The 26,882-nt window shown below is 42.7% G+C and carries 21 protein-coding genes and 1 pseudogene; 12 read left to right on the forward strand and 10 right to left on the reverse strand.

Going from position 1 to position 26,882, the window contains the following annotated elements:
- Positions 1 to 118 (forward strand): annotated as a pseudogene (locus tag PN447_RS09890) (IS630 family transposase); the annotation flags it as partial.
- 192 nt (positions 119 to 310) lie between these two features.
- On the opposite strand, the gene recG reads toward PN447_RS09890, so the two are convergent.
- From recG to PN447_RS09915, 5 genes are all read right to left on the reverse strand, one after another.
- Positions 311 to 2,809 carry an ATP-dependent DNA helicase RecG gene (recG, locus tag PN447_RS09895; RefSeq protein ID WP_271762743.1) on the reverse strand — a complete coding sequence of 833 codons (2,499 nt, stop codon included), beginning with the start codon at positions 2,807 to 2,809 and terminating at the stop codon, positions 311 to 313.
- A 40-nt stretch (positions 2,810 to 2,849) separates the two neighbouring features.
- Positions 2,850 to 3,719 carry a hypothetical protein gene (locus PN447_RS09900; protein WP_271762745.1) on the reverse strand — a complete coding sequence of 290 codons (870 nt, stop codon included), beginning with the start codon at positions 3,717 to 3,719 and terminating at the stop codon, positions 2,850 to 2,852.
- A gap of 149 nt (positions 3,720 to 3,868) precedes the next feature.
- On the reverse strand, positions 3,869 to 4,813 hold the full coding sequence (tsf, locus tag PN447_RS09905; protein ID WP_271762746.1) for a translation elongation factor Ts: 945 nt from the start codon (positions 4,811 to 4,813) through the stop codon (positions 3,869 to 3,871).
- A 256-nt stretch (positions 4,814 to 5,069) separates the two neighbouring features.
- Entirely contained in the window at positions 5,070 to 5,852 is a 783-nt protein-coding gene (gene rpsB, locus PN447_RS09910) for a 30S ribosomal protein S2 (RefSeq protein WP_271762748.1), read from the reverse strand.
- Between the two features lie 136 nt (positions 5,853 to 5,988).
- Positions 5,989 to 6,969, reverse strand: coding sequence for a glycosyltransferase family 2 protein (locus PN447_RS09915; protein WP_271762750.1), 981 nt, complete (start codon positions 6,967 to 6,969; stop codon positions 5,989 to 5,991).
- 659 nt (positions 6,970 to 7,628) lie between these two features.
- On the opposite strand from PN447_RS09915, the gene PN447_RS09920 reads away from it, so the two are divergent.
- The 7 genes from PN447_RS09920 to PN447_RS09950 all read left to right on the forward strand — a co-directional run bounded on the left by PN447_RS09920 (position 7,629) and on the right by PN447_RS09950 (position 18,765).
- On the forward strand, positions 7,629 to 9,818 hold the full coding sequence (locus tag PN447_RS09920) for a PhoX family protein (protein ID WP_271762752.1): 2,190 nt from the start codon (positions 7,629 to 7,631) through the stop codon (positions 9,816 to 9,818).
- A 296-nt stretch (positions 9,819 to 10,114) separates the two neighbouring features.
- Positions 10,115 to 11,095 (forward strand): cation diffusion facilitator family transporter, encoded by a 981-nt coding sequence (locus PN447_RS09925; RefSeq protein ID WP_271762754.1) that lies wholly within the window; start codon positions 10,115 to 10,117, stop codon positions 11,093 to 11,095.
- A 90-nt stretch (positions 11,096 to 11,185) separates the two neighbouring features.
- Positions 11,186 to 13,291, forward strand: a complete 2,106-nt coding sequence (locus PN447_RS09930) for an alkaline phosphatase (protein WP_271762756.1) — start codon at positions 11,186 to 11,188, stop codon at positions 13,289 to 13,291.
- A 26-nt stretch (positions 13,292 to 13,317) separates the two neighbouring features.
- Positions 13,318 to 13,764, forward strand: coding sequence for a carboxypeptidase-like regulatory domain-containing protein (locus PN447_RS09935; protein WP_271762757.1), 447 nt, complete (start codon positions 13,318 to 13,320; stop codon positions 13,762 to 13,764).
- 741 nt (positions 13,765 to 14,505) lie between these two features.
- Positions 14,506 to 14,928: a hypothetical protein gene (locus tag PN447_RS09940; RefSeq protein WP_271762759.1), complete on the forward strand. Its 423-nt coding sequence runs from the start codon at positions 14,506 to 14,508 to the stop codon at positions 14,926 to 14,928.
- A 280-nt stretch (positions 14,929 to 15,208) separates the two neighbouring features.
- Positions 15,209 to 17,512 carry a hypothetical protein gene (locus tag PN447_RS09945; RefSeq protein WP_271762761.1) on the forward strand — a complete coding sequence of 768 codons (2,304 nt, stop codon included), beginning with the start codon at positions 15,209 to 15,211 and terminating at the stop codon, positions 17,510 to 17,512.
- A gap of 56 nt (positions 17,513 to 17,568) precedes the next feature.
- On the forward strand, positions 17,569 to 18,765 hold the full coding sequence (locus PN447_RS09950; protein ID WP_271762763.1) for an argininosuccinate synthase: 1,197 nt from the start codon (positions 17,569 to 17,571) through the stop codon (positions 18,763 to 18,765).
- Between the two features lie 36 nt (positions 18,766 to 18,801).
- On the opposite strand, the gene PN447_RS09955 is transcribed toward PN447_RS09950, so the two are convergent.
- Positions 18,802 to 19,431 carry a DedA family protein gene (locus PN447_RS09955; protein ID WP_271762764.1) on the reverse strand — a complete coding sequence of 210 codons (630 nt, stop codon included), beginning with the start codon at positions 19,429 to 19,431 and terminating at the stop codon, positions 18,802 to 18,804.
- Positions 19,432 to 19,902: 471 nt separating this feature from the next.
- Here PN447_RS09955 and PN447_RS09960 point away from each other — a divergent pair, with 471 nt between their 5' ends.
- The gene (locus tag PN447_RS09960; RefSeq protein ID WP_271734189.1) at positions 19,903 to 20,250 is read left to right on the forward strand and encodes an STAS domain-containing protein; all 348 of its coding nucleotides are present in this window, start codon (positions 19,903 to 19,905) and stop codon (positions 20,248 to 20,250) included.
- Between the two features lie 207 nt (positions 20,251 to 20,457).
- Here the strand turns inward: PN447_RS09960 and rpsF are convergent, their stop codons facing one another.
- The gene (rpsF, locus tag PN447_RS09965) at positions 20,458 to 20,799 is read right to left on the reverse strand and encodes a 30S ribosomal protein S6 (RefSeq protein ID WP_271762765.1); all 342 of its coding nucleotides are present in this window, start codon (positions 20,797 to 20,799) and stop codon (positions 20,458 to 20,460) included.
- A 227-nt stretch (positions 20,800 to 21,026) separates the two neighbouring features.
- Between rpsF and PN447_RS09970 the strand changes: the two genes are divergently transcribed.
- Positions 21,027 to 21,800 carry a fumarylacetoacetate hydrolase family protein gene (locus PN447_RS09970; RefSeq protein WP_271762766.1) on the forward strand — a complete coding sequence of 258 codons (774 nt, stop codon included), beginning with the start codon at positions 21,027 to 21,029 and terminating at the stop codon, positions 21,798 to 21,800.
- A 3-nt stretch (positions 21,801 to 21,803) separates the two neighbouring features.
- On the opposite strand, the gene PN447_RS09975 is transcribed toward PN447_RS09970, so the two are convergent.
- Both PN447_RS09975 and PN447_RS09980 read right to left on the reverse strand, forming a co-directional pair.
- Positions 21,804 to 22,280, reverse strand: a complete 477-nt coding sequence (locus PN447_RS09975) for a Tic20 family protein (protein ID WP_271762767.1) — start codon at positions 22,278 to 22,280, stop codon at positions 21,804 to 21,806.
- A gap of 81 nt (positions 22,281 to 22,361) precedes the next feature.
- On the reverse strand, positions 22,362 to 22,559 hold the full coding sequence (locus tag PN447_RS09980; protein ID WP_271762768.1) for a hypothetical protein: 198 nt from the start codon (positions 22,557 to 22,559) through the stop codon (positions 22,362 to 22,364).
- Between the two features lie 282 nt (positions 22,560 to 22,841).
- On the opposite strand from PN447_RS09980, the gene glyA reads away from it, so the two are divergent.
- Both glyA and PN447_RS09990 read left to right on the forward strand, forming a co-directional pair.
- The gene (glyA, locus tag PN447_RS09985) at positions 22,842 to 24,125 is read left to right on the forward strand and encodes a serine hydroxymethyltransferase (protein WP_271762769.1); all 1,284 of its coding nucleotides are present in this window, start codon (positions 22,842 to 22,844) and stop codon (positions 24,123 to 24,125) included.
- Positions 24,126 to 24,270: 145 nt separating this feature from the next.
- The gene (locus tag PN447_RS09990) at positions 24,271 to 25,521 is read left to right on the forward strand and encodes a competence/damage-inducible protein A (protein ID WP_271762770.1); all 1,251 of its coding nucleotides are present in this window, start codon (positions 24,271 to 24,273) and stop codon (positions 25,519 to 25,521) included.
- Positions 25,522 to 25,717: 196 nt separating this feature from the next.
- Here the strand turns inward: PN447_RS09990 and PN447_RS09995 are convergent, their stop codons facing one another.
- Positions 25,718 to 26,779, reverse strand: a complete 1,062-nt coding sequence (locus PN447_RS09995) for a tellurite resistance TerB family protein (RefSeq protein WP_271762771.1) — start codon at positions 26,777 to 26,779, stop codon at positions 25,718 to 25,720.
- Positions 26,780 to 26,882 lie beyond the last annotated feature (103 nt).

The raw sequence follows: 26,882 nt of genomic DNA on the forward strand, positions 1-26,882 counted from the left end.
AGACCTGAATCAGATTGAAAAATGCTGGTCTTGGTTAAAAAGTCGAATCCGCAAAAAGTTAGACCAGTTTAATTGTTTACGAGATGCCATTGAGGATGTCTTGCATTTTGCGTCCTAACCTCCTTGGCGATTGCTATAGTTAAGTAATTAAGTTTTATGAAGACTTTTGAGTGTAAAGGTCTTTTTTATGCTACGTTAATCGTTGTGTATATAAACACTCTAACTATAATGTTAGTAATTAAACTATCAGGTGAGATGAAAAGCCTAACATTTCAACCCCGTGATAGTGATAGCGTGGTTGAGCCATAAATTAAGTTAAAATCGCCCCACCCATTAACCGCTCATAGCGATACTTCAACTCAGCTTTCATCAGATCCCAACGCTCCAGAGTGACATCTATTTCTATCACCTTCTCCGCCGCTTGTCTAGCTAACAGTAAAACCTCCTCATCTTCCACCAAGCTGGCTAAAGTAAAATCAGCTACACCAGATTGACGAGTTCCCAGCACTTCCCCCGGACCGCGTAACCGCATATCCATCTCCGCAATAAAAAAGCCATCCTGGGACTGTTCCAACACCTTTAACCGTTGTTGAGCATCAGGACTGCGAGAACTACTCATTAACAAACAAAAGGACTTTGCTGCCCCCCGACCCACACGCCCCCGTAATTGGTGCAGTTGTGACAAGCCAAATCTCTCCGCATTTTCTATGAGCATAACGGTTGCATTAGGGACATCAACACCCACTTCTACAACGGTGGTAGAAACTAAAATCTGGGTTTGGCGATCGCGGAATTTAGTAATTGCCGCTTCCTTTTGTGCCGCACTCATGCGACCATGCAACAATCCCACCTGAAACTCTGGGAAAACAGTTTCCTGTAACTTTTGATGCTCCTCCACCGCCGAACGCAAATCTAACTTTTCCGACTCTTCCACAAGTGGTAAAACTATATACACCTGTCTTCCTTGGGCAACTTCCCTGCGGATTAAATCATAAGCTTGGCGGCGTTGTTGACCCGTTAATACAGTAGTCTGAATTTTTTGCCGTCCCGGTGGTAACTCATCAATCTGACTAACATTCATATCCCCATGTATAGTTAACGCCAAAGTCCGAGGAATGGGGGTCGCCGTCATAGTTAACACATGGGGTTGCTCACCTTTTTGCTGTAACAGCGCCCTTTGTTTCACCCCAAAACGGTGCTGTTCATCAATTACCACCAGCCCCAGGTGCTGGAAGTTAACAGTATCTTGAATTAAGGCGTGAGTACCCACCAACAGAGGTAATTCACCGGTTCCTAGCTGCGAGTGAATTTCCCGGCGTTTAGGAATTTTAGTGGAACCTGTGAGTAATTCTACTGGTAAATGCAACAAGTTAAACCAGCTAACTAACTTACGATAATGCTGTTCTGCTAAAACCTCCGTAGGAGCCATTAACGCAGCTTGATAGCCAGACTGAATCGCCGCCAAGATAGCAATTACCGCCACCACAGTTTTACCCGAACCCACATCCCCCTGTACTAAACGATTCATGGGTGTGGATTGTTGTAAATCCTTGAGAATATCATTAATTACCCGTTGCTGCGCCCCTGTGAGTTGAAAAGGCAAAATTTCCGAGAACTTCTCAATTAGCTGACCTTTAGGGGCGATAATAGCACTAGTTTGGATAGCCTTAGCTTGCTGCTGACGTTGTAGTAAGCCCAGTTGCAGGTAGAAAAATTCATCAAAAACTAGACGACGACGGGCAACTTGTAAACTGGCACTCTCATCAGGAAAATGGATATTAGCGATCGCATCCTTCAACTCCATTAAACCATACTTTTCCCGTAACCCCTTAGGTAAAGGGTCTTTCAGGTTAACCACAGCAGGCAAAGCAGCCCTAACCGCCTGTCTGACAGTATTGGCCACCACACCCTCAGTGAGAGGATAAATGGGCACTACCCGACCAATAGTAAGAGAATCAATGGTATCCCCAGGATGTGCTAATACTTCCAGTTCTGGGTTATCGAGAGTCAAACCATATTTACTTTCCTTCACCAACCCGCAAGCCGCCAAAATACTACCCACAGGGTAGCGGCGTTTTAAACCTTCTTGCCAACCGCGACTAGCAAAACGCGCACCAGCAGCAAAGCGACTAATTTTAATTTCGCCTGTCTGATCCTTGAGGACTAATTCTAAAATGGATAATTTCTTATTTTTGGGGCTAGTAAAACAGTTACAACGCTTGACGCTGGCAATTATGGTAACTGTTTCACCCCCCTGTAAGTCTCGGATATTCACCTGACGACCATAGTCAATGTGGTCACGGGGATAGTAGTAAAGTAAATCACGCACCGTGTACAAATTCAGCGCTGCCAATTTTTCAGCATTGCGGATGCCTATTTCTGGTAAATCACTGAGTTTTTGGTCAATCTTAGGCGCTAACCGCCGAGACACCTCTGCTACAATTGGGGTTTTAGGTTGAGGATTTTGGCTTTGGTATTTCTGCTGTGGCTGTGTGGTAGTTTCCTTTGGTTCTTGCTGTAGTTGGTAGAGATACCGGCGAGTTTCAGCCACTAAGTGCTGTCTTTCCTCTAGTTCCAGATGGGGATAATTAGCAAACCTCGCCGCTAGTTCTTCCCAACGGCTACGTTCTGATCGCGATAGGGTGGTAGTTTGTTCCGTAGAGGGCGAAACTGCGGGGAATTTCCCAAAAGTCAAGCACAGAAATTCACTGAAGCGGTATTGTTTGCCCATCAAGTCTGTAAAGCCCTGGTCTGCTTCTATTGCCAAGGCTTTCTGCAATCTTACCCAATCTGGTTGGTCATTGGTCATTGGTCACTGGTCATGGGGAATGGGGTAAATGGGAATATCTCTACTCAAACCAACTCGCGCGCCATGCAGACTCAGCTTGAGCAACTGAGCGCTCCCGTTGCTTTTTTTGATAATCTCGTCCTACGCTCTGAAGTTGAACTAGAATAGGGCGAATTTGTTTACGATCAGATGAAAGTTTTGTATCAGCAAATTCCATTTCTGCCAATCGGAGATTAATCGCCATAACCTGTGTGAGTTTTGAGTTTTCCGGACTTTGTTCATTTTCAATTTCCACCACCAAGTTTAACAGGTTGGGTAGCCCTGGTATAACCTGAGCAGATGCTTCTGATAGCGATAGCGTGGCATTTGGTTCCATAACAGCCGCAGCTGCTTCTAAAAGAGGTTCAGGTATTTTTTCGCTTATAATACAAAATTTTTGTAATAAAAGATTTGTCTCACGGGAGATATTTTTCAGTACACCTTGGATGAATTCTTCTATGCTCTCTTGCCATTCTAATATTTCCATGGGGTTGGATAAATCAGGCGGGGAATTTTTTTTAGTTACATTGCTCATAGGTAAGTCTGATGACTCAGATAACATCTCCCTGACTTCCTCATCTACTTGATCTACTTGATCAGAGCTTATCCCTTGAGCTTGGAGATAAGAACTTAATAACTCTGCACCTTGGGTACCCAAATTGCGGATACCTTGCTGCAACTTTTGGCGCTGGTTCAGGGATAAATTGAGAAACTTTTCGGGATACCCTTGAGTACATAGATAGTAACTTGCCAAAATCAACTGCTTGGTGCAAGCTGTCCCCAAACTATGACAATAACTAGCATAAGCATTTTGGAGCGACCTGGCGATCGCCCGGATAGCCTCTTGTAAAGCTGTAATATCCCGTTCAATTAGCTCAATTGCTCTGGCCATATCTTCCTTACTTATCTGTGTACCCTAGGTCAAGCCGCTAACTTCGACAACCCACCACTACCCCAAAAAAACACAGGCCAGTTAATTATCACTGACCTGTTATTACAGAACCAAAGAGTTATCAAAATAACTCATAACCACCGGTCAAGTTACTTAGCACCCATTTGTGCAGCAACTTCTTCGGCAAAATTACTTTCTTGCTTCTCAATACCTTCACCCAGGATGTAGCGCACAAAGCGACTCACCTTAATAGGTTCCCCTACTTTGCCTTTAACTTGTTTTACCAAGTCTTCCACAGAAATACCCTGGTCGCGAATGAAAGGCTGATCCAACAAAGTCATTTCTTTCAGGCGTTTCTCAATGCGACCTTGAACAATTTTCTCTTTGATGTTATCCGGCTTATTAGCCAAATCATCCCGCCCCATTTCAATCGCCTTTTCCTTTTGAGCAATTTCCGCTGGGATTTCCTCGATGCTAACATACTCAACATTGGGACAAGCAGCCACTTGCATAGCAGCATTCTTCGCCAATGTTTGAAACTCTTCATTCTTAGCTGCTGAATCAGTTTCGGCGTTAAGCTCTACTAAAACCCCAACTCGACCACCAGTGTGAATGTAGCTGTCTACGATACCTTCTTTACCTTCTGGGATGGCAAAATTGACAAAGCGACGTACCTGGATATTTTCACCAAGCTGGGCAATGGTTTGCTTGATAAACTGGTCTACCGTGACGCTTTGATCTTCAAGATAGGGCTGAGTCAATAAAGACTCTACACTATCAGCTGTGGCTGCTTGCCGGGCTAGGTTTTTCACGAGAGCTTTAAACGCTTCGTTACGGGCGACGAAATCGGTTTGGCAGTTAACTTCTATCAGTACACCAACCTCACCACTGGGTTGAATGTAGGTCTCTACTAGACCTTCTGCCGCAATGCGATCGCTTTTTTTCCCTGCCGAAGCAATGCCTTTTTGTCGCAGCCATTCTATAGATTTTTCTATGTCGCCTTCATTTTCCTTGAGGGCTTTTTTGCAGTCCATCATGCCTGCACCAGTTTTTTGGCGTAGCTCTTGGACAAGTTTTGCCGATATTTCCGCCATGTTGCCTTAATTCCTAACTTTACCTTGAGTTGTTATCGCTCACGGGTGTTGAGTATTTCTATCTTACTCAGGGCTGGGGAAGAAAAAGCTGTGAAATCTGATAGAGATGGTGAAAGAAGAACCCCACCCCCACCACCCCCTCCCCTTAAGAGAGGAGGGGTAATCATAATATACTTATTCTCATTAGCATGGCGTTAGCCATACTTGTTTCTTCCCCTTTGAACACTCAGCAACGCCAGATGCTGATTGATGATGATTATTCCTCGTCCTCAGAGGTGGAGTCAGCATCTTCGTACTCCTCGTACTCCTCGTCATACTCAGAACCATCATAATCTTCGTATTCGTCAGTTTCTAGCTGACCGTGACGACCTTCATAAATTGCATCCGCCAATTTGCCAACTATCAATTTAATTGATCTGATGGCATCATCGTTAGCTGGTATGGGAATATCTACTACGTCTGGGTCGCAGTTTGTATCTAACATAGACACAATAGGCAGTCCCAGTTTTTGGCATTCTTGAACTGCATTATATTCCCGCCGTTGGTCTACAATCACCACCACATCGGGGACTTTGCGCATGTTCTTAATCCCACCCAGGTATTTCTGAAGCTTCACCATCTCGCGACGTAACATAGAAGCTTCTTTTTTGGGTAGTAAATCTAGAGCGCCGTTTTCTTCCCGGCGTTCCAAATCTTTGAGACGGTCTGCTCTGGTTTTGATGGTTGCCCAATTGGTCAGCATTCCACCCAACCAACGCTGATTAATGTAGAAAGAGCCACAACGTGCCGCTTCTTGGGCAACGATTCCGGCTGCTTGGCGTTTTGTCCCAACGAACAGGAATTTCTTACCTTGTTCAGACTGCGATCGCATATAGCTATAAGCATCTTCCATCAACTGGGCAGTTTGCACCAAGTCAATGATGTGTACGCCATTGCGGGAAGTATAAATGTAGGGAGACATTTTTGGGTTCCAACGCCGGGTTTGATGCCCAAAATGTACCCCTGACTCCATCATCTGAGCCAATGAAACTACTGGCATATTTTTTTTACTCCTATTCGGGTTCAACCTCCATCCAGTTGTATTTCCCAGGTGAGGAAACACCCGAATTACTGGATGTGCGAGTTTAGACAACCCTCCGAGCATATCACAATAAATGTACTATTTCAACTCAATTTTACTGGTTTCTGACTTGGGCGTAAGCAGCATAAACTCCCTTAACGTTGTACCAATTAAGGAAAATTCGGGCAACTTCCAAGGCTAACTGGGGTTTACCTAAGTTAATTAGCCACCGCAACAAAGGCGCCATAGTCCGCTCATTCAGTAAGCCATTCAGGGAGAGAATACCCCACAGTAAACGATGTAACCAGGTCATTTGAATCATCATTCGCACTTCCCAACAGGGATGCTTTTGATAAAATAAAACTCCCATGCGTCCGCGTTGAATTTCTTGGTCAATCAAACGGGGAATTTGTTCTAAGTTAAATGGTGGATGCCAATGATAGCCCACTGCTGCAGGACATTTAATTAGTTTTAGCCCCAATTTTTTCAGTCTCACACCTAATTCTAAATCTTCCCAACCATACAGTTGGAAGCTATTATCGAACATTCCCGCCTTCTCTAGCCAATGCTTGGGGATGGCTACGTTACCTGTAGCAAAAAAAGCCGCAGAAAAATCTGTGATTTTATAGGGTTCAGCCGTGGGTTCATGGAAATTGCAAGTATTAATTACTGCACCATATGTAAAAAACCGATCTGCTTCCTGTAGCCTTTCCCTATCGCTTCCTAGTTTTTTGCGCCCCTGCACCAGCGCCTCCCCATGGGCTTGCAGAAAATTCTTCACCACCACCAAATCACTATCAATAAAAACTATGATATCTCCCCGTGCTTGGGAAATCCCCAAATTCCGAGCCGCCGCGGGTCCGGCGTGGTCTTGCTCAACCCATCGCACATGGGGAAATTCTTCCTTATGTGCTTTCAACCAGTCCAATGTGCCATCAGTAGAGCCATCATCTACTAAAACAACTTCGTATGCACTTGATCCACTCAACTCTTGCACCTCCAAAGCGCGGAGGCACTTTTCTAGAATTGGTCGGCGATTATAAGTCGGTATAACAACACTGAAAAACACAGTCTCACCCACAACAGAATTACCCATCTCCAGGATAAGACAACAACAGACCAAGATAACTGCGGCGAGCCAGCCCCTGGCTTTAATCAAAAATAGGGGTGTTCAGTTGGAGTCACACAGTTTTGCCTAGTTACTCCAAATCATAAATTAAATAATAAATCAAGTATAGTTTTAGCAGTTTATAGAATAATTTTACTAATATTTATTTAGAGTATTTTTCTATGCACAGAAATTATTCTTAATCAAGATATCTAAATAAATGTTTATCAGTAAAAATTAAATGAGAATTATTTTCAATAAATTAGAAAATATTCATCAATTAAGATAAATGTCAACAAAGGTTAAATACCTAAATTATAAGCCTGTAGCTAAAATTTAGCTGCTGTAATAGCAGTATTTTAATTGATAAATAAAACATAAGTATTCTCAAATATAGCTACTTAATAAACTTAAATTAATCAGTTTATAACCATATTTTAATCTTTATTGCATAAATTGAGGACAAAATATTGGTGCTTATGTTCAGTGAGGAAAATATCTTATTTTCCAATTTCCTCACCTATGGGTAATTGGTTATCACAAGAGTAAAAACCACTCAATGGATATTGCAATTATCCCCTTCAAGTCTTGTTTGAGTGTGCCAACTAAATTGCTTTGGTTATAAAGATTAAACGGAGTCACTATAAATGAAAAGTCATCTTCATCCGAAGAACAACATAACCATCAACCCATCCGGTAATGAGTCAATTCTCGACGTAATTGGACGGGTGAGCATGAAGCGCCGGCGCTTTGTGGTAACAGCAGCCAGTACATCTATATTGGCAGTTCTAGGTGATACCACTGTCAGCGGCTTGCTGCAAACAGCAACTGCTTCCACATCCACAGTACCTGGTGGGCTTGGCTTTGCTGGTATAGGCTTCCAAAGTATTGAACCAAATCTCCGCAACGCAGAAACTGGACTGTTAGAGAAAGATTTAGTTAGTGTTCCCCCGGGTTACACAGCGCGGATTTTATCGGCTTGGGGAGACCCCATCATGCCTGGTGCCCCTGACTGGCTACCCGATGCTTCTCAGGATGCAGCAGCCCAAGAAAAACAAGTGGGGGAGAACCATGACGGGATGCACTTCTTCCCTCTACCAGGAAAAAGCTATTACAACCGGACATCGGGGTTAGATGTCCCTGTAGAAGGTCAGGCTTACAATCGTAGGGGAATACTGTGTATTAACCATGAGTATACCCAAGAACACTTCTTGCATACTGACGGTAATACTGTAATGACCATTGAGAAAGCCAGAAAATCTCAGGCTGCTCATGGTGTATCCATCCAAGAGATATCTAAGGATAGATTTGGCGGTGGTTGGAGTGTTGATCGCAATTCCCGCTATGGTCGCCGCATTACTGGGAATACAGAGATGCGCGTTTCTGGGCCTGCGGCTGGCGATGCGTTAATGAGGTCTAAGAAATTCTCTATTCAACCCAATGGATCAATTGAAATTGGGGTGAATGACGGTTTCACTGCCTATGGTACTCTCAACAACTGCGCCCATGGCATTACACCCTGGGGTACTTACCTCACCTGTGAAGAGAACTTCCAAGGTTATTTCGCTAACAGCACATTTGGATCTGGGCAAACTGCGGATATAGTTAATATTCCAGGTCTGGAGGGTAAAAAGGCTGATATCATCAATGGACAAAGACGTTATGGTATCCCCGCAGCCTCTAGCTACTATCGCTGGGCTGAGGTTGATCCCCGCTTTGACGCTTTTAATAATCCCCTGGAACCCCATTTATTCGGCTGGGTAGTGGAAATTGACCCCTACGAACCCAACAGCAGGCCAGTTAAGCGTACTTCCATGGGTCGCATCAGACACGAGAGCGCTCAATATGTTGTTGATGACAACAATCGTCTAGCTTTCTATACAGGTGACGATAATGTCAACGAATATATCTATAAGTTCGTTTGTTCTCGTACCTACGATCCTAAAGTGCGTGCCAATAACCGTGATATCCTTGATAACGGTACTCTTTACGTTGCCAAGTTCAATGACAATGGTACTGGTGAATGGCTACCTCTAGTGTGGGGTCAACGGGGACTGACACCAGAAAATGGATTTAATAACCAAGCAGAGGTGCTGATTAAAACCAGACAGGCTGCGGACAGAGTTGGCGCTACTATGATGGACCGCCCAGAGTGGATTGCTGTGCGTCCTCGCATTCGTGGATTCAATGAAGTTGAAGTTTACTGCACGTTAACTAATAACTCTCGTCGCGGTACAGGAACCCCATCTGTTAATAATCCAAATGGCACAACCCCTGGAGGTTCTGCTCGTCCTCCTGTGGATGCGGCTAACCCCCGACCAGATAATCGTTACGGTCACATTATCCGTTGGCGGGAGACTGGACGCAGCGTTGCAGCTACCACCTTTAACTGGGATATTTATGTCTTAGCTGGTGATAGCCAAAGACCTGAAGCTAATCTGGTGGGTAATATTAACGGTGATGACTTTAGTTCACCGGATGGTCTGTGGTTTGACTACTATGGTCGTCTGTGGATTCAAACTGACCACGCCGGTGATGGTACTGGTAATTTAGTTAACATTGGTAGTAACACCATGTTATGTGCTAACCCTAATGATCCTAGACAGGTCAAGCTCTTCCTTACCAGCCCCACCGAGTGTGAAGTCACCGGTGTGACTACTACACCGGATCATAGAACCATGTTTATCAATATTCAGCATCCAGGTGATGGTGGTACTACTGCAGAACCCAACAAGGTTAGCAACTGGCCACATAGTCAAGGTCATGGCCCATCCGGTCGCCCCCGTTCTGCTACCGTGGTAATTACCAAGAATGACGACGGTATTATTGGTACTTAAATCCTAGACAGGTGACAAGCGTCAAGATTATTTTCCTATCCTCGACTTAATAATAGTCGGGGATATTTTTTAATGGGTTACAGGTTGGATATCTGACCCTGAGTAAAAGAGATATTTAATTATTTATTTCCTAAATTTTATTCTGGACTTTACCTATTCTTAAATTAAGCAGAAAATTTTCAACATAAATTAAATATATGTTCTTATGTTCAAGAGTTTGAATTATTCAAACTGATTTTTAGTTGAGTTTTGATTGGGCGAACATATGGCGTTGCGCTATTAGTTGGGTTGGGATAATGCTTTCACTTGAATGGTGTAGATGTGGTTGTAATGATGCTTCTCAAACAGTGCCAATAGGTGAGCAAAAAACTAAAGTTCTCCTGGTAACAGCAGCCTTGCTGGGTTTTTTCTTTGTGGCTGAGTGGACTGTCGGGCTGTGGAGTCAAAGTTTATCTTTACAGGCAGATGCTGGACATATGTTTTCTGATGTCACCGCCCTGGGAATATCACTATTTGCTAGTTACCTAGCCCAGCAACCAGCCAGGGGGAAAGCAACTTTTGGGTATGAACGTATTGAAGTTTTAGCGGCGTTGTTAAATGGTTTGAGTTTGTTGGCTATTGCCTCCTTTATTACTTGGGAAGCTGTTCAAAGATGGCAAAATCCGGGGAATATTTTAGGTTTACCGATGTTGGCAATTGCCATTGTCGGTTTAATTGTCAATCTAATTAATATTAGCTTTTTACATCCCCATACTCACAATGACTTAAACCTGAAAGGGGCTTTACTACATATCATGGCTGATACTGCTAGTTCTGTGGGTGTGATTGCTGCGGCTGTGGTTATCCATCTGTGGAATTGGTGGTGGGCTGATGTGGCTATTAGTTTAGTTGTGGCAACTTTTACCGGTGTGAGTGCATTGCCTTTAATCCAAGAAAGTTTAAAGATTTTTCTGGAATATGCACCTAAATCTATTGATCCGGTGGAGGTGAAAAAGTTCATTGAATGTTTCCCAGGAATTGTGGAAATAGAGAGGCTGCATATTTGGACAATTAGCAGCAGAAAAGTCATGCTTTGTGCCAATTTGACGGTGGAATGTGCCACGAATATAGAACGCGATCGCCTACTTGAGAAATTACATACTCACCTCCAGGACAATTTTCAAATTACAGATATAACTTTGCAGTTGGCTAGTCCCGCAAAACCAGGAAAAGTCCGTTTACATCCCTTATTTAATCAAGATTTATCTTTAATGTTAGCCGCAAAAAAATCTGGTTAACCCCATTAAATTTACCTTTACACATGATGCTTATAGCCAGGATTATCAGCATAATCATCACCCATTTATTCGTCCACAATAGGAAGTAAAATGAAGGATTTCTCGGGATTCGGGTCTGTTTGGACTCGATGGCAAACAGCATTAGTAGCAATGCTATTAATGATATTCTACTGGTCATTTACCATAGTACCGGCTCATTCCCAATCCCTAGGGGCTGAACAGGTGAGGATTTGGCCTACTAATAACTCCACTCTGTTAGTAGACCAGCGTTTTGATTTGCGGGTAGAAAGTATCTTCCCTGCGGAAACTCAACAGGAACCGACTTTAACCTCTATTAGAATCAATGGGGTAGACTTTACCAATTCCTTTAGAGAAGGTATTAACCAACAGCTACAATTACCAGGGGGCGAACTGGAAATCGGTAAGCCATCAGACTCTAAACTGTTTGGTCAAACACTGCGGAACTACTCCTTTGATACCCCCGGCGTTTACGAGGTAGAGGCTACGGTCAATATTGATGGTAGAGATGTTTTCGCCCGTAACACCTACAAGGTGCAGCGCTTCCAAACCAGCGGAAACCTCAACCGAATTATCTTCTACGTCGGTGATGGTATGGGGGTTCCTCTGCGCACTGCAGCCCGGATCATGGAATATGGAGTTAAGGATGGTCAACCTGGTGGTTATTTGCAAATTGAGCAGATGCCAGAATTAGGTTTAGTATCTACCCATTCTTTAAATAGTATTATCCCTGACTCTGCCAATACTGCGGCAGCTTGGGCTTCGGGGACTAAAACCGTCAATAATGCGATGAACGCTTTCCCGGATAATACCCCCGGGAATCCCTTTGACAATCCCCGTGCGGAAACTCTACCTCAGTACATGAAGCGGAAATACAACTGGGGAATTGGGTTAGTTACCACTGCGTTCACCACCGACGCTACACCGGGAGCATTTGGTACTAATATTATCGCTCGCGCTCAAAACCCGGCGATCGCTCAAACTTATTTAGACTTCTTTAGTGACGATGGATACTCACTACCTGCGACTGGCTACCAGGGTTGGAAGGAACTAGCCCAACCTGTGGATGTGATTTTAGGACCCGGCGCACGGAACTATGTACCCCAATCACGGATTGCTGAATTTAAAGATACTGCATTCCGCCAGGATGGCAAAGACCTAACGGAAGTGGCTACAAATTTAGGTTACAGCATTGTCAAAGATGTTAACCAGTTAAATAGCGCCCCCAACAATCGCCCTATTTTAGGCCTATTTTTGGGAGATTTCCGTCAGGGTTCGGCTTTGGGAGCTTCTAATATTCCTTCGGAACTAGACCTGTTAATTGCTAGAGGTCGGGCGACAATTGAAGGACGGGGTGCTAGTCAACTTGATCCCCCTATCCCCCCAGAATTTGCTAGTATACCTACTCTGGCACAAATGCACCAAAAGGCGATTGCCGTTTTGGATCAACTGCATCCCGAAGGCTGGATTTTGCTTGTAGAATCTTCTCAAGTTGACAAATTAGCCCATCCTCTGGATACTGACCGCACATTGTACGAAGTTTTGGCGCTGGATGAAGCTGTAGGTCGCGGTAGGGAATATGCTAGACGCTCAGGTAATACCCTGTTAGTGGTAACTTCTGACCACGCCCAAGGTCAAACCGTTGCTGGTACTGTGGATAGCGTTGCTATCCGCGAAGGTAGAGTAGACCTGAGAGATGCTATGCGTTCCTTTGGTAATGCTGGTTTTACTAACTATGTGGATGCTGATCGCAACGGTTTCCCTGATGATGCGACTCCCAGCAGCAAGTTAGCTATTGGTGTTTCCGCTCGTCCGGTGTTCCGCACTGACTTTTTGACCGATGACCTCAACCGCAATCCAGCTACCGGGGTGGATGGTACTCAAGTTAATCCTCTGCGTGACCCCGATGGATTACTGCTTACTGCTGACTTGCAACGCGCCACTACGGTTGCTAACCACACCGCTGATGATGTGGCTATCGCCTCAGAGGGACCTGGTAGCAGATTATTTAACGGTGTGATCGATAATATCGAAGTCTTCCAGCGCATGGGGGCGGCTATTTCTGGTGTTCGCGATCGCAATGACTTAGCTCAGTTGTTAAGCGATGTGAGACCCACTCCCCCCATTCGCTCAATTCGTCCTGTGCGTCCTGTGCGTCCTGTGCGTCCACTTCGTTAATTTAACTAAATTGTCAGGTATCAAATATGTTGAAACTCTTGCGGAATCAAGTTGGGAAATTGCGAGTCAAGCAAGTGCGACGATTTCTGGGTGGTTTGTTGGTGATGGTAACTGCAATGGCGGCGATCGCTATTCAGCCACCTGCTATGGGTTTGTGGAACGCACCCCAAGGGGATAGCGTCATTTACGGTAAGCTCGCGGATACACATCTGTGGAACGGTATACCAGGTAAAGACTTGGTACACAACGCTAAAGTTAGCATCAATACCCTACCTCCCCAGACTACTCGCACTGATGAACAAGGTAATTTCTGGTTTAACAATTTACCAGATGCTGAGTATATCCTCAAGGTACAGTTACCTTATGAGTCTAAGAAGGACTACATTTTTAGAACTCAGGTACATGGTAAGACTGGTACCTTCCTAGATGTAGCCATGGATGAGGCACATAACCTCAAGGAAATCGATTACTAACTGCTCAACGCTAATTTATCAATTGAAACACTAGGGGGTGTTAATCGCAATACACCCCTATTTTTGTTTTTTGATCCTGGATTCCCAGAAGGTGCAATCTGCTGTATTATTTATTTTATAAATCTTAAACTTCTATATAAATAAGTTTTCTCTATTATTAATTTACAATTAACCCAAGTTTTTACGTTTTATATTATAAAGTCGCAGGGCATATAATTAGTTTTGATTTATTATTGATTCATGCAAAGAATGTAGAGACCTTCATGGAAGGTCTCTATAGCTCAATTCACGCACATTTAATTATCGCTCCAGGCAAAGCCTTCTTCTATCATACTTTATTAGCCGTATTTACAAGATATTGATTGACATAACATTTAGAAGTTGTCATTACTTTAAGTAATGGTTAACTAAAGATTATTATCTCTCACAATCAGCCTAGCTTCGACTTAATTGATAATTACTTGACCAAGTAATTGCTTTGGCATAATGTATCTATCTCTGTCATAAGATTTATGCAAGGAAAAACTTAACTTAAAATTAACCTTAAGTAAGCTAAAGTATAACCTCTTTTTTAATCAGATCCTAAATAGTGATGATGGTAGTCATACACAAAATTGATCAAATTTTGTGAGCTAACCCTGTGGTACTAAAAGTAACTAATAGTGAAAATTAGCAAACTACAGACGTTAATGTGCATACATTGCAAGTAGATCAAAGTTGAAATAAGAGGAGTGCAAGTTGATGAAATTCCACAAACAAGTAGCGATCGCCTTAGTTGCAGTTTCCGCTAGTGTATTTGGCTTTGGTTCTATCGCCTCTGCTGGGGAAGGCGCTGCTGCTGGAGCTGTAGCAGCTACACTTGACGAAAATGGTTTAGTAGTTGAAATGACTGCTGCTGGAGCTATTGGTAAAAACGATGCTGCTGCTTTAGCCACCTCTAACTTTGGTGTGATTTCCGCAACTGCTTTAGGAAGCGCTGGCGTGATTGAAATCATCAGCGATACAGGTAATTATACCTTCAGTGAAGGTGGTCAGTCTGAGAGCGAATTTTACAACAATGTTACCATGACAGGTGGTGTTGATTCTGCTTTAGAAACCGCCCAAGCTAACAGCATTGCTACCTTTACAGAACTTCCCATTGGAACCATAGAAACTGGATTTTAAGTAATCTCGGATGGTGGCGCTTTTATTTAAAAAAAATGGTTAGGGTGTCAAGAACTTAAAATTATCAATAGGGGCAGTTAAATTGATACCGTCATCCCATTCTTTCAGCCCTAACTTTTTTTTACGTGAGAAGAAAAATACAAACCATAAATCCCTATGATAATCTTTTAACCAGACTTGATGATTATTTCAGGACTGGGAAAAAATATTTATGCCGATTCTGCACTACAAAAACTTAAAGTTGACAATTAGTTTTTTTTTGAGTTCAGCAATAATATTATTGGCTAAAGCAGCAGTTGCTGAAATACCTACAAATCCAAGCAATAGCCAATTAGAAATTATTCCAATCTCTGAGTTAGAAAAGACAATATTCAATCATCGGGAATCAAGATCGGCCTCTGGTGTGATCAACCAGCTAAAGGTAACCGATTTAGTAAAAGCTAATTCTCGGTTTCCCCTTTGTCCTTCGAGTCATGGTGAACAAGGAGAATTTACCGCAGTCAGGGAATTAGCCACAAGTAATTCTATAATTGTTTCTTGTACACCTATGAGGAATACAAGAGTTGATGAATTAGAGAGTAAGGGAAAATCAGGAACAGAAAAACCACTCCCAGGGGATAATCAAGAATATATCATTCCTCCGAGGATTGCTGATCAGCGAAAAATCCACCCCCGCACAACTACCTTACCTATCAATGGTCTATTTATTGATCACTTAACTGAGAGACAATTAAATTTAGGTTACAATTTTAATAATACCACCAATAATATTTTTATTATAAATGGAATTGTCAAGCTGAACGGAACAGTCAAGGAAAACTTAACAACAAATAATATCTTGACTGTAGACCAAATAGGAGAATATTTACAACTGCAAACCACCAGACAAACTAGAGAAGTTACTGTTAGCTTTAAACAACCACAAACTGTGTTGGGTACAAACCTGCAATTAAGTATGACAGGTTCATGTATTTTTCCTGGGACTAACCCGGAGCAAATATGTACATATATTCCGGCTTTACAATCTGGGAATATTAACTCTGATACTCTACTACCATTTAGAATTTCCCAAACTGCAACACTGGGGGATATAGTAGCCACAACAACAGCAGAAGAAATCAGAAAACCGCAATTTCAATCAGGTGTAGAGAATGGTCAACAAATTGCTATAGATTTGTTAATACCGAACACCGGTGCATTCATTGGTAATAGCAATGGTGACCAAATATCAATCATCAGAAAAGAAGAAGTTGAAAATGCTCCAGTTGCCAGTTATTCTAGAGTCAGGCAGATTGTCAAAGTCAATGACAGGGAAGCTGTCATGGGTAGGACTGTCAGAGGCTTTAGCTTCATTTTAAATGATGATAATACTTTCTTGAATACAGCTTTGCAATTGGGATATACTGTGTTACCTGATATTGTACCCAATATAGCTAGTTCAGAAACCAGATTTAACTCAAGTGGGAAAAACAATTTAGCTTCACCTGGGGATAATCATCACAAACCTTCTGGGAGGAGGACTGTTAACAGAAATTTGTTTTTAGCTGCTAATAACGTAAGAATTCCTGCTAATAGTTTAACTGCTTATCATGGCGGAATTGCTAGAGCCGAGAGTATTCCCCCAGGATTGACAAGTTTATCACAAGTACCTGCTGCTAGTTTTAATGGTATTTGGGTAGGTGCGTCACCCACTATCCAACGTAGTTCTGGTGTTAGTACTCGGTTTGAAGATATTGGTAACCTGAAAATATTATCCTCTCAGGGATCAGAAGGGGGATCTGAGTCTAATATAGATTTTAGAGCTAATATTAATAATCAAAATTTTTCCCCCATAAACGTACCAAATTTTTATGCTCAAGTTTATGTGACTCTTTTTAATCAAGAGGCGAATAGTGTCACATCTAGCAAATATAAACAAGAAACAGTATATGCACCACATTTGAGTTTCACTGGTAATATTACAGGTACTCAGGATGTTTTGAGATATTATACAGGTGTGATCGGCGCAGAACAAATTCAAGCTTACAGCGGTCTAGATTATACGAAAAATACTGCCGACAGATGGCGTTTTTCTGCAGCTATAATTGGTTATGTTAATCCAGATATTGATAATTACAGTCAAGTTACAGGTAGTATTGATAAAGTTATCCCCTGGAATCGGAATAGTAATTTAGTCATCTCTACGGGGGTTAATTATGCTTTTGACAGGGAAACTCGATCCAATGACTTTGTAAATTCTATTAACCTGAGAGCTAGGGCTAATTTAGGTAATATTTGGTTCGGTTTAACTAACTATTTTGGGGATGTTTTACCGGATGCAATTAAAAATACTTTGCTGACAAGTGCAGGTATTCAATTTAGCCAGAATTTGTCATTTTCCGCCTATTATAATCCCGTGAATGAAAATGCCGCTCGTGCTGTTTATGGTGCGGGAGCTAGATGGAGAATGGGTAACAATCAGAGTAGTCCCACATTTAACCTATCCTGGAGTAATAATGAGTACGACTTTGGCACAGATAACAATGGACAGGAATTGAAAATCAACGAGAATGTATTTACTCTGTTTCTCAGAGGGAATTTTTAAACCCTACATACCTTATAATGATGACTCATTCTTTGTTTTTCTAACTGGAGAAACCAATGGGTCGCGCTAAAAAGGTTGTTTTGGCATATTCTGGGGGGGTGGATACCTCTGTTTGTATTCCCTACCTGAAAAATGAGTGGGGTGTGGAGGAGGTGATTACCCTCGCAGCAGATTTAGGTCAGGGAGATGAATTAGAGCCAATACGAGAAAAAGCGCTCAAATCCGGTGCTAGTGAGTCATTGGTGGCTGATGTGAAAGACAGTTTCGTTAAAGATTATGCCTTTGCGGCCATTCAGGCCAACGCCCTCTATGAAAATCGTTATCCTTTGGGGACTGCTCTGGCTCGCCCGTTAATTGCCAAAATATTAGTAGAAACTGCTCATAAATATGGTGCTGATGCGATCGCTCATGGTTGCACTGGTAAGGGTAATGATCAGGTGCGCTTTGATGTCTCTTGTGCTGCACTTGACCCCAAATTGAAGATCCTTGCACCAGCGAGAGAATGGGGAATGAGTCGCGAGCAAACCATCGCTTATGGTGAGGAATTTGGTATCCCCTCACCGGTGAAAAAGTCCTCCCCCTACAGCATTGATAAAAATTTACTTGGTCGTAGTATCGAAGCTGGGGTACTGGAAGATCCAGCGGCGGAACCACCAGCTGAAATTTATGAAATGACTAAGGCGATCGCTGACACGCCGAATGAAGCGGAGTACATTGAAATTGGTTTTACCCGCGGTATTCCCACCAGCCTCAACGGTACACCTAAAAACCCAGTGCAGTTAATTGAACAGCTCAATCAGGTAGTAGGAAATCACGGTATTGGCCGGATAGATATGATTGAAAACCGCTTAGTGGGGATTAAGTCCCGGGAAATCTACGAATCGCCGGCGATGCTAGTGTTAATTCAGGCACACCGGGATTTAGAAAGTCTGACTCTAACAGCAGATGTCAGCCACTACAAGCGAGGTATTGAAGAGACTTACACCCAAATTGTTTATAACGGTCTGTGGTACAGCCCCCTCAAAGGCGCACTAGATGCTTTTATTCAAAAGACACAGGAACGAGTTATGGGAACTGTGCGAGTCAAACTGTTTAAAGGTAGCGCCACCATTGTCGGACGTTGGAGTGACCATTCACTCTATAGCCCCGATTTAGCAACTTATGGTTCTGAAGACCAGTTTGACCACAAAGCAGCTGAAGGGTTTATTTACGTTTGGGGCTTACCCACTCGCATTTGGGCTTCTCAATCTTAATCTGAGGGTATGTGGGGACTGTAGTCCCCGTTTTACTTACTCACCGGCTGCGCCTTTGACCTGGCGGGATTCTAACCAGATGGGTATGACAATTAAGGTAACAAGGATTAGTAAGGCGGCGATCGCAAATTGACTCACCCAAGCAACTAGTTGTTCTAGGGAGACAACTCTACCAGCAAAGAAAGCTAAGGTTACCATGAGACTGGCCCAGGCGGTGGCTCCTGCTAAGTTGTACAAAAAGAATTTTCTGAAAGGCATTTCGGCTATACCAGCCAGTGGTGCGGCAAAAATCCGTAACAATGCGAAAAAACGCCCAAAAAATACGGCTTTAGTAGCATTTTCACTAAATTGATCTTTAATATTCAATAAACGCTCATCGGAAATCCGAAAGAGTTTACCTATTTTTACTAGAAAAGGCCAGCCGCCCAATTTACCAATCCAATAGCCGCAAGCACCACCAATGACAGCACCTGCAACGGCATCACTAAGAACTAACCAATAGTTTAGTTCCTCACTACCGGAGAGAAACCCGCCCACTAGGGTTACGGTTTCACCTGGAAGAGGAATGCCCAAATTTTCTAGCAAAATTCCCCAAAAAATTGCCCAGTAACCATACTGGTGAGCAAATTCCTGGATGTTTTCTAGTGAAATCAGATCAACAGACATCCCGCACCGCCGCCTTTACAATTTTTTACCTTTTATATATCTTGGCGCTTCTATGGCTGAGGTGTCAATCAAGCTGCTTCCACAATTGAAATTTCCAGATTGCCACTTGTCAAGCAGGTTTTCGGATGCAGATTTACTTGTCTCTGTAAACCTTGACTCCATCCTGTAGCATTAAATATATATATGCAACTTTATTTAGCGGTTTTTATTAAATATTTATCAATGGTATGGTAAGATATAAAGATATGGTAAAAGATACTCTTGATACCGAAATTAGGAGACAATCATGCGTATAGTTATATTATTAATAATAAATTATACGGTTTCATTACTGAAATAACCCGTCTCAATCACAAGACTGCAGTAAGTGCCTAATTTTAAAGATAAAACAGTGATTTTGTCGTTGAAACCGAATCAGTATTGATGTCAAATTTCTGTTCTGTCACGTGTTCCAACTAGTTTGTTAAATTCATGATTATCTCACAAGATCAAGTAGTTTTATTTAAGCCCCACGGCAGTATAGACTTGCAAGGTGGAATGGCTTTTAGCAAACAGATGCTTGAAGTGGTACCCCGGCCTCATCAACTCTGGGTTCTTGATATGTCAGAAGTAGATTTCATGGACAGTTCAGGATTAGTCCCCCTCATCAATGGACTAACTTCTGCGCGTGAAAATAATTGTCGTCTAGTTTTGTGTAACGTACAAGCTCCGGTGAGATTGATTTTGGAGCTAACACAGCTGGACTCAGTATTTGAAATTTTTGATACTTATGAGGATATTTTCACTCACAGTCATGATAAAAATCTAGTGGTGGCTTGATATACTACTCACCTTCGGTGAGATTGTACTGTTGGAATTCCCCGAATTAAAAACTCGGGGATTCTTGTTTTCAAGGAATAAACTACGCAAGTGTGACATTAAATATTTGTTGTAGGGTGCGTCAGACTGCATAAATTCTGTGAATCAAGAGATTTTTGATATCTGACCCACTCTACTAATATGTCAGTTGCGTAAATCATAGCCTTGTTAGACAGCAACAGCTTCTGTCTGTTCTGCTTCTGCTTCTGCTGTTTCCTTTGGTAGTTCCTGCTTAATGGTCAAGTAACGAATTACTTCTTCACTCAAACGCATAGCACGTTCCATAACAGCGATGGCATTTCCCGGACCTGTGTAGTTCATTTGAACATAAATGCCATCCCGATGCTTTTTAATTTCATAAGCTAGGCGACGTTTACCACGGTTTTGAATTTCGATGTTTTCAGCACCTTGTTCAGTCAGCAAGTTTTGGTATTTAGCAATTGCTTGCTCTACCTGTTCATCTCCTAGGTCTGGACGGAGAATGTAAATTGTTTCGTAAACTATGGACATGATTTTCAGTCACCTTATGGACAAAGGGCTGCTGATGTGATTTGATACATGAATATCACAAATGATACTAATAATTACCAACATCTCAGCAACAAGGAACTATAATCTTATCAGTTTTTCATCAAAATCATGAGCCAAATGCGCCAATTTTTAGATTTTAGATTTTAGATCCAATCTAAAATCTAAAGCAGCTGGTAATCGCAAACAAAAGGATATTAATCAAATTTATGGCGCAGCGCTATGTGCGAGTTCAAAATCTAGAAGGCAAGATTTACTATGGATTGCTACAACTATCCCTGAGCGTGCAGGTGTTAGATGCTCCACCTTGGTTAGAAGGACAACCCACAGATTTAATTCTCAAACCGGAAAACTATCAAATTCTCACCCCATGTGCGCCCTCAAAAGTAGTGGCGGTAGGCAAGAATTATGCAGACCATGCTCAGGAAATGGGATCTACAGTCCCCAAAGAACCATTAATATTTCTCAAGCCATCAACGTCTATTATTCCTACGGAAACACAGATTAAGTATCCTCCCCAGTCCCATCGGGTGGACTACGAGGGTGAGCTAGCACTAGTAATTGGCGATCGCACTTGTGACTGCACACCAGAAGAAGCCCAAACTAAAATTTGGGGCTATACGATCGCTAACGATGTCACGGCACGGGATTTACAACAACAGGATGGCCAATGGACTCGCGCCAAGGGTTTTGATACCTTCTGTCCCCTAGGTCCTTGGATTGTGCGCGAAGTAAATCCCGGGGCGAGGTTACAGACTTTCTTGAATGACGATCGCACTCCTGTACAATCTGCTTGTATTGATGAGATGGTATTTCCCCCTGATCTCCTAGTTTCCTACATTAGTCAGGTGATGACACTACTACCAGGGGATATAGTGCTCACCGGTACTCCATTTGGTGTAGGACAATTACACATCGGCGATCGCATTCGGGTAGAAATTGAAGGCATTGGTCGCCTAGAGAACACAGTCACCAAACGTTAACACTTACCGTATTTGCATATGCACTGCATCGGAAATAGCGGGAATTTCTGCATAACGCCCCAACAAGGATTGGGCTACAGAATATACAAATGCTGCTAATATGCCGATAAAGATGGTGTTTGTGAGGGTTTCTGTGGCCAAGCCAGCACCAGGAACCAAACCCACAACTTCCAGTAGGATGGAACACAAAAATAAAACAATGCTCAGAAGAATTGCTTGCATAGCATTGAAACGAATAAAGTGATTTATTTTTTCGTTTCTGATTACCAGGGCAAACAAAGCCAAGAAAATAATCAGACTAGCAAAGGGAATACTGCCATAAATTGCTACTATGGGACTCAAAGGGATAAACAGCAATTTTAGTACAGGAAACTGTCCAAACAAAAAGCTACCAAAGCTGAGACTTTCAACCAGGGGGAGTAAATAAGGTAAACAAGCAAAAATCCGGTCAGGAACCGTTGTAGACCCGCGCCAAGTCATTGTGGGTTCTCCTATGGCTAAATTTCAATAGTTACTTGAGCCTAGGATAACGCAGTTATGTAGTCTAGCGGCAAAATCTGATTATTCAATATCGGCAATCCGGAAACCCATCATACATTCATATTGCTGTGCTTGCTGTGCCGCCAGTTTGTGAATAGCTTGACCACATCGCAGTTGACCGCCATACCAACGGGGTTGACCGCTACCGTCAGCCAGTAAACAAGATTGGCAAACTTTCCCAGGAGCAAGGATTTGATTATCCATTAAAATGACTAACATCGCATCCGATTCCAAAATGCTAACAATGGCTCACCTCATAAAAAATCGCGATCGCACTCAAAAATCCGGTGAACTTTAATTTATTGTATGTATAACGACCTAAAAAACCAAAGTATGTAACGAAAGGTAAAATAACCTATTCCCCATGAAAGGTAAAATTTGAGATTCAGGAAACAGCTATGGGTTTTCTCCTCAGTGTACCGGGGTAAACACGCCCTCACCCCTCCTCCACAGGAACTAGAAACAGATTGTTTGGCAAATTTCTACCAAGGATAACTTTAAGTGACTAAAACCAATTCCGAAATTTTGGCTAACTCCGATCCCGCCATCGCTGAGTTAATTAACCAAGAGCTACAGCGTCAACGCCAGCACCTAGAATTAATTGCTAGTGAAAACTTTACCTCAGCTGCTGTACTAGCGGCTCAAGGTTCAGTATTGACTAATAAATATGCCGAAGGTTTACCAAGTAAACGTTATTATGGCGGTTGTGAATTTGTTGATCAAATCGAACAAATAGCCATCGACCGAGCTAAAGAGCTATTTGGTGCGGCTCATGCTAATGTCCAACCCCATTCCGGCGCTCAGGCAAATTTTGCAGTTTTCTTGACATTACTGCAACCAGGTGATAAAATAATGGGGATGGATTTGTCCCACGGTGGACATCTGACCCACGGTTCGCCGGTAAATGTTTCCGGAAAGTGGTTCCAAGTTTGCCACTATGGTGTTAGTCAAGAAACACAACAACTAGACTACGAACAAATCCGCGAGCAGGCGCTAAGGGAGCGCCCTAAGCTCATAATATGCGGATACTCGGCTTATCCCCGGGTGATTGACTTTGAAAAGTTCCGCAGCATTGCGGATGAAGTAGGGGCTTACTTACTAGCAGATATTGCCCATATTGCCGGGTTAGTGGCTAGCGGTCTGCACCCAAACCCGATTCCTTTCTGTGATGTAGTGACAACCACGACCCATAAAACTCTCCGCGGTCCCCGTGGTGGTTTGATTTTGACCCGGGATGCTGAGTTGGGTAAGAAGCTAGATAAGTCAGTTTTTCCCGGTAGCCAAGGCGGACCCCTAGAACACGTCATCGCAGGTAAGGCAGTGGCTTTTGGGGAAGCACTAAAACCAGATTTTCAACAGTATTCGGCTCAAGTAATTGATAATGCCCGGGCTTTGGCTAGTCAACTGCAAACCCGTGGGTTAAAGCTGGTGTCTAATGGGACAGATAACCATTTAATGCTAGTAGATTTACAGAATATTGGACTCACAGGTAAACAAGCTGATCAACTCGTGAGTGAGGTAAATATTACCGCCAATAAGAATACAGTTCCCTTTGACCCACAATCACCATTTGTTACTAGTGGTCTAAGATTGGGTTCCCCAGCTATGACTACACGGGGTATGGGGATCGCAGAATTTACCGAGATTGGTAACATTATCGCTGATAGACTACTTTCTCCCGGTTCTGAGACAGTAACACAAGATTGTCGCCAACGGGTAGCGGCATTGTGCGATCGCTTCCCCTTGTACCCACATCTGCACATTCCCGTACCAGCCTTAGCTTAGTTAAATTCGCGCAAAGGTAGAAGTTGTATCGGTTGAGAAAGCCGCCAAAAACAGAGGGGATAAAAAATCAAACCTTGAACTCCCGATACCTTTGCGCCTTTGCGACTTGACCTAAAAAAACCTCTCTTTAACCCCATTCACCTCCATGAGTGCAGAAATTATTTGTGTTGGTACAGAACTACTCCTAGGGGACATCCTGAATAGTAACTCCCAATATATAGCCCAACAACTAGCCCAACTAGGAATACCCCACTACTATCAAACAGTAGTAGGCGATAACCCAGAAAGAGTCAAAAAAGTCATAGAAATTGCCATATCAAGGGCGCAAATTCTGATTTTCACGGGTGGGTTAGGTCCCACACCCGACGACCTCACCTGTGAAACCATCGCCGATTTTTTTGGCGTTCCTTTGATAGAACATCCAGAAATCATTGCAGACATTACCGATAAATTCGCCCAACGAGGTCGGGTCATGAGCCCCACCAACCGCAAACAAGCATTAATTCCCCAAGGTGCAGAAATTTTACCTAATCCCAGTGGTACAGCACCGGGGATTATTTGGCAACCCCGCCCTAATGTCACTATTTTCACCTTTCCTGGGGTTCCCTCAGAAATGCATCAGATGTGGTCAGAAACAGCAGTACCTTTTCTAAAAAATCAAGGTTGGGGAAAAGAAATTATTTACAGCCGCAGTTTAAAGTTCTGGGGTATTGGTGAATCAGCTCTAGCAGAAAAAGTTGCCCCGTATTTTAACTTACCTAACCCCACCGTCGCCCCTTACGCAGGTAAAGGCGAAGTCAGATTACGCATTTCCGCCAAAGCCACCACAAAAGAAGCCGCAGAGGCTTTAATTAGCCCTGTGGAGAAACAGCTAAAAGACATTGCTGGGTTAGATTACTACGGTAGCAACAATGATACTTTAGCGGCTGTTGTTGGTAACTTATTGCGTATTAATACTCAGACTATTTCCGTAGCCGAGTCCTGTACAGGTGGAGGACTGGGACAAGTGTTAACGGATATTTCCGGTAGTTCTGATTACTTTTGCGGTGGGGTAATTGCTTATGATAACTCCGCCAAGGTCAAGTTACTGGGAGTGAACCCAGAGGATTTAGATAAATTTGGCGCTGTCAGTGCTACTGTTGCTGAACAAATGGCTATGGGGGTGAAAAACCGCCTGTCAACTACCTGGGGATTAAGTATTACTGGTATTGCTGGCCCCACTGGAGGAACTGATACTAAGCCCGTGGGTTTAGTTTACATCGGTTTAGCCGGACAGCAGGATGAAGTGACTAGCTTTGAGTATCGCTTTGGAGCGATGCGGGGACGTGCTTTAATTCGTCATGTCAGTGCTAATACAGCTTTGGATTTGCTGCGGCGCTTAATAGTTAGGATTTAATTCATTACTCAGAGATGATTTATCAACTAAAACTTAAATTTTAAATTTTAAATTTTAAATTTTAAATTTAAAGTTTAAGGTTGCGTTATAGCAACGCTCTCCCCACAAGAGTTCTAACACTCTTATTTCCACCAGATTTCATTTAATTGGCCTAGAGAATTAAGCTAGAAGGGGGTTTTTCACCCCCTTTGAAGTTTTAATCGGTTTCGATGAAGTCTATAGTTTCCACAAAATCCAAAATACTCTCCTTAATCTCCTCGGCTCCTTCTTTAATAGAACTGGGTTTTTCACCCCTATCAAAGCTTTCCTGACTGCTAACTATATATAAATAGTTAGAATGCATAAATGCTAAAAGCCCTCGGTATGCGTCTAGTCTGCTGGTATTACCGTTATTTTGTGCTTGGGAAATTGTTGACCCCTGGGGCATATCAATTAACGCAAAGAAAGAACCTTCAATAGCGTTTTTTAAATACTCAGTATATATGACTTCTGCCTTGGGCAGATTAGTAAAAATTACTTCTGGAACATACTTGTTGAGCAAAATTGACTGCAAATATTCTTCCTGCCCAATAGATTCTACCTGTTCTAGTTGTTCTGAGGATATGGGGTAATGATCAATTCTCAGCATAGTACCGAAACTATCAAAAAAGCCTACCACCCCGTCTTCACTTTTTACCTGACCTCCCTGCTGTGGGTCAACAGGAATGGGAACTGAAAAATTACCAGAGGGCGATTCATATACATCTTCGCCATAATCTCTGTCTATGATTATGTCGTTTTCGTCTTGTAGGTAAAGTGCTTCTTCTCCTTCTTGATAGGCAGCAATTACTTCTTGTATAATTTCATAGGCTTCTTCATCTTCCAAGTCTAAGGCTTTCTGTAATTGCTTGAGATACGGCTGTTTGTCTTTGGGGATAATTAAATCGTCTTCATCTATAATCACCATTACCCCCACAGCAAAAGCATCTAGCACTAGTTCCAGGGTAAGGCTTTTACTAGCAACATTAAATAGGCTTCCCAGTCCCTCATTTGCGGCAATGTCTATGAGTCTATGAACTATTTGGGCAATTCCATCTTCTGAGTATTCCTCAAAAACTTCAAGGTCCCAAAGGATACTCGCTAAAACTCCTGCATCCGCTTCCTCTACGGAATAATGAGCAATTTCTGTCACCACTGCCATCGCTGCTACTGCTTCTTCTGGAGTCAGTGATTCTTTGGTGGTCTTTGTAGAATTAAAAATCTGGTCATATTTAGTCATAATTACTACCTCCTCTCTTTTGAGTAGTACTAGCATATTGAAAGTAACAATGGTCACTTTTGTAATTTAGCTAACCTCTTGTACCAAGGATTCGCTATTGTTT

Source organism: Anabaena sp. CS-542/02 (assembly GCF_028331085.1).
Classification (GTDB): Bacteria; Cyanobacteriota; Cyanobacteriia; order Cyanobacteriales; family Nostocaceae; genus Anabaenopsis; species Anabaenopsis arnoldii.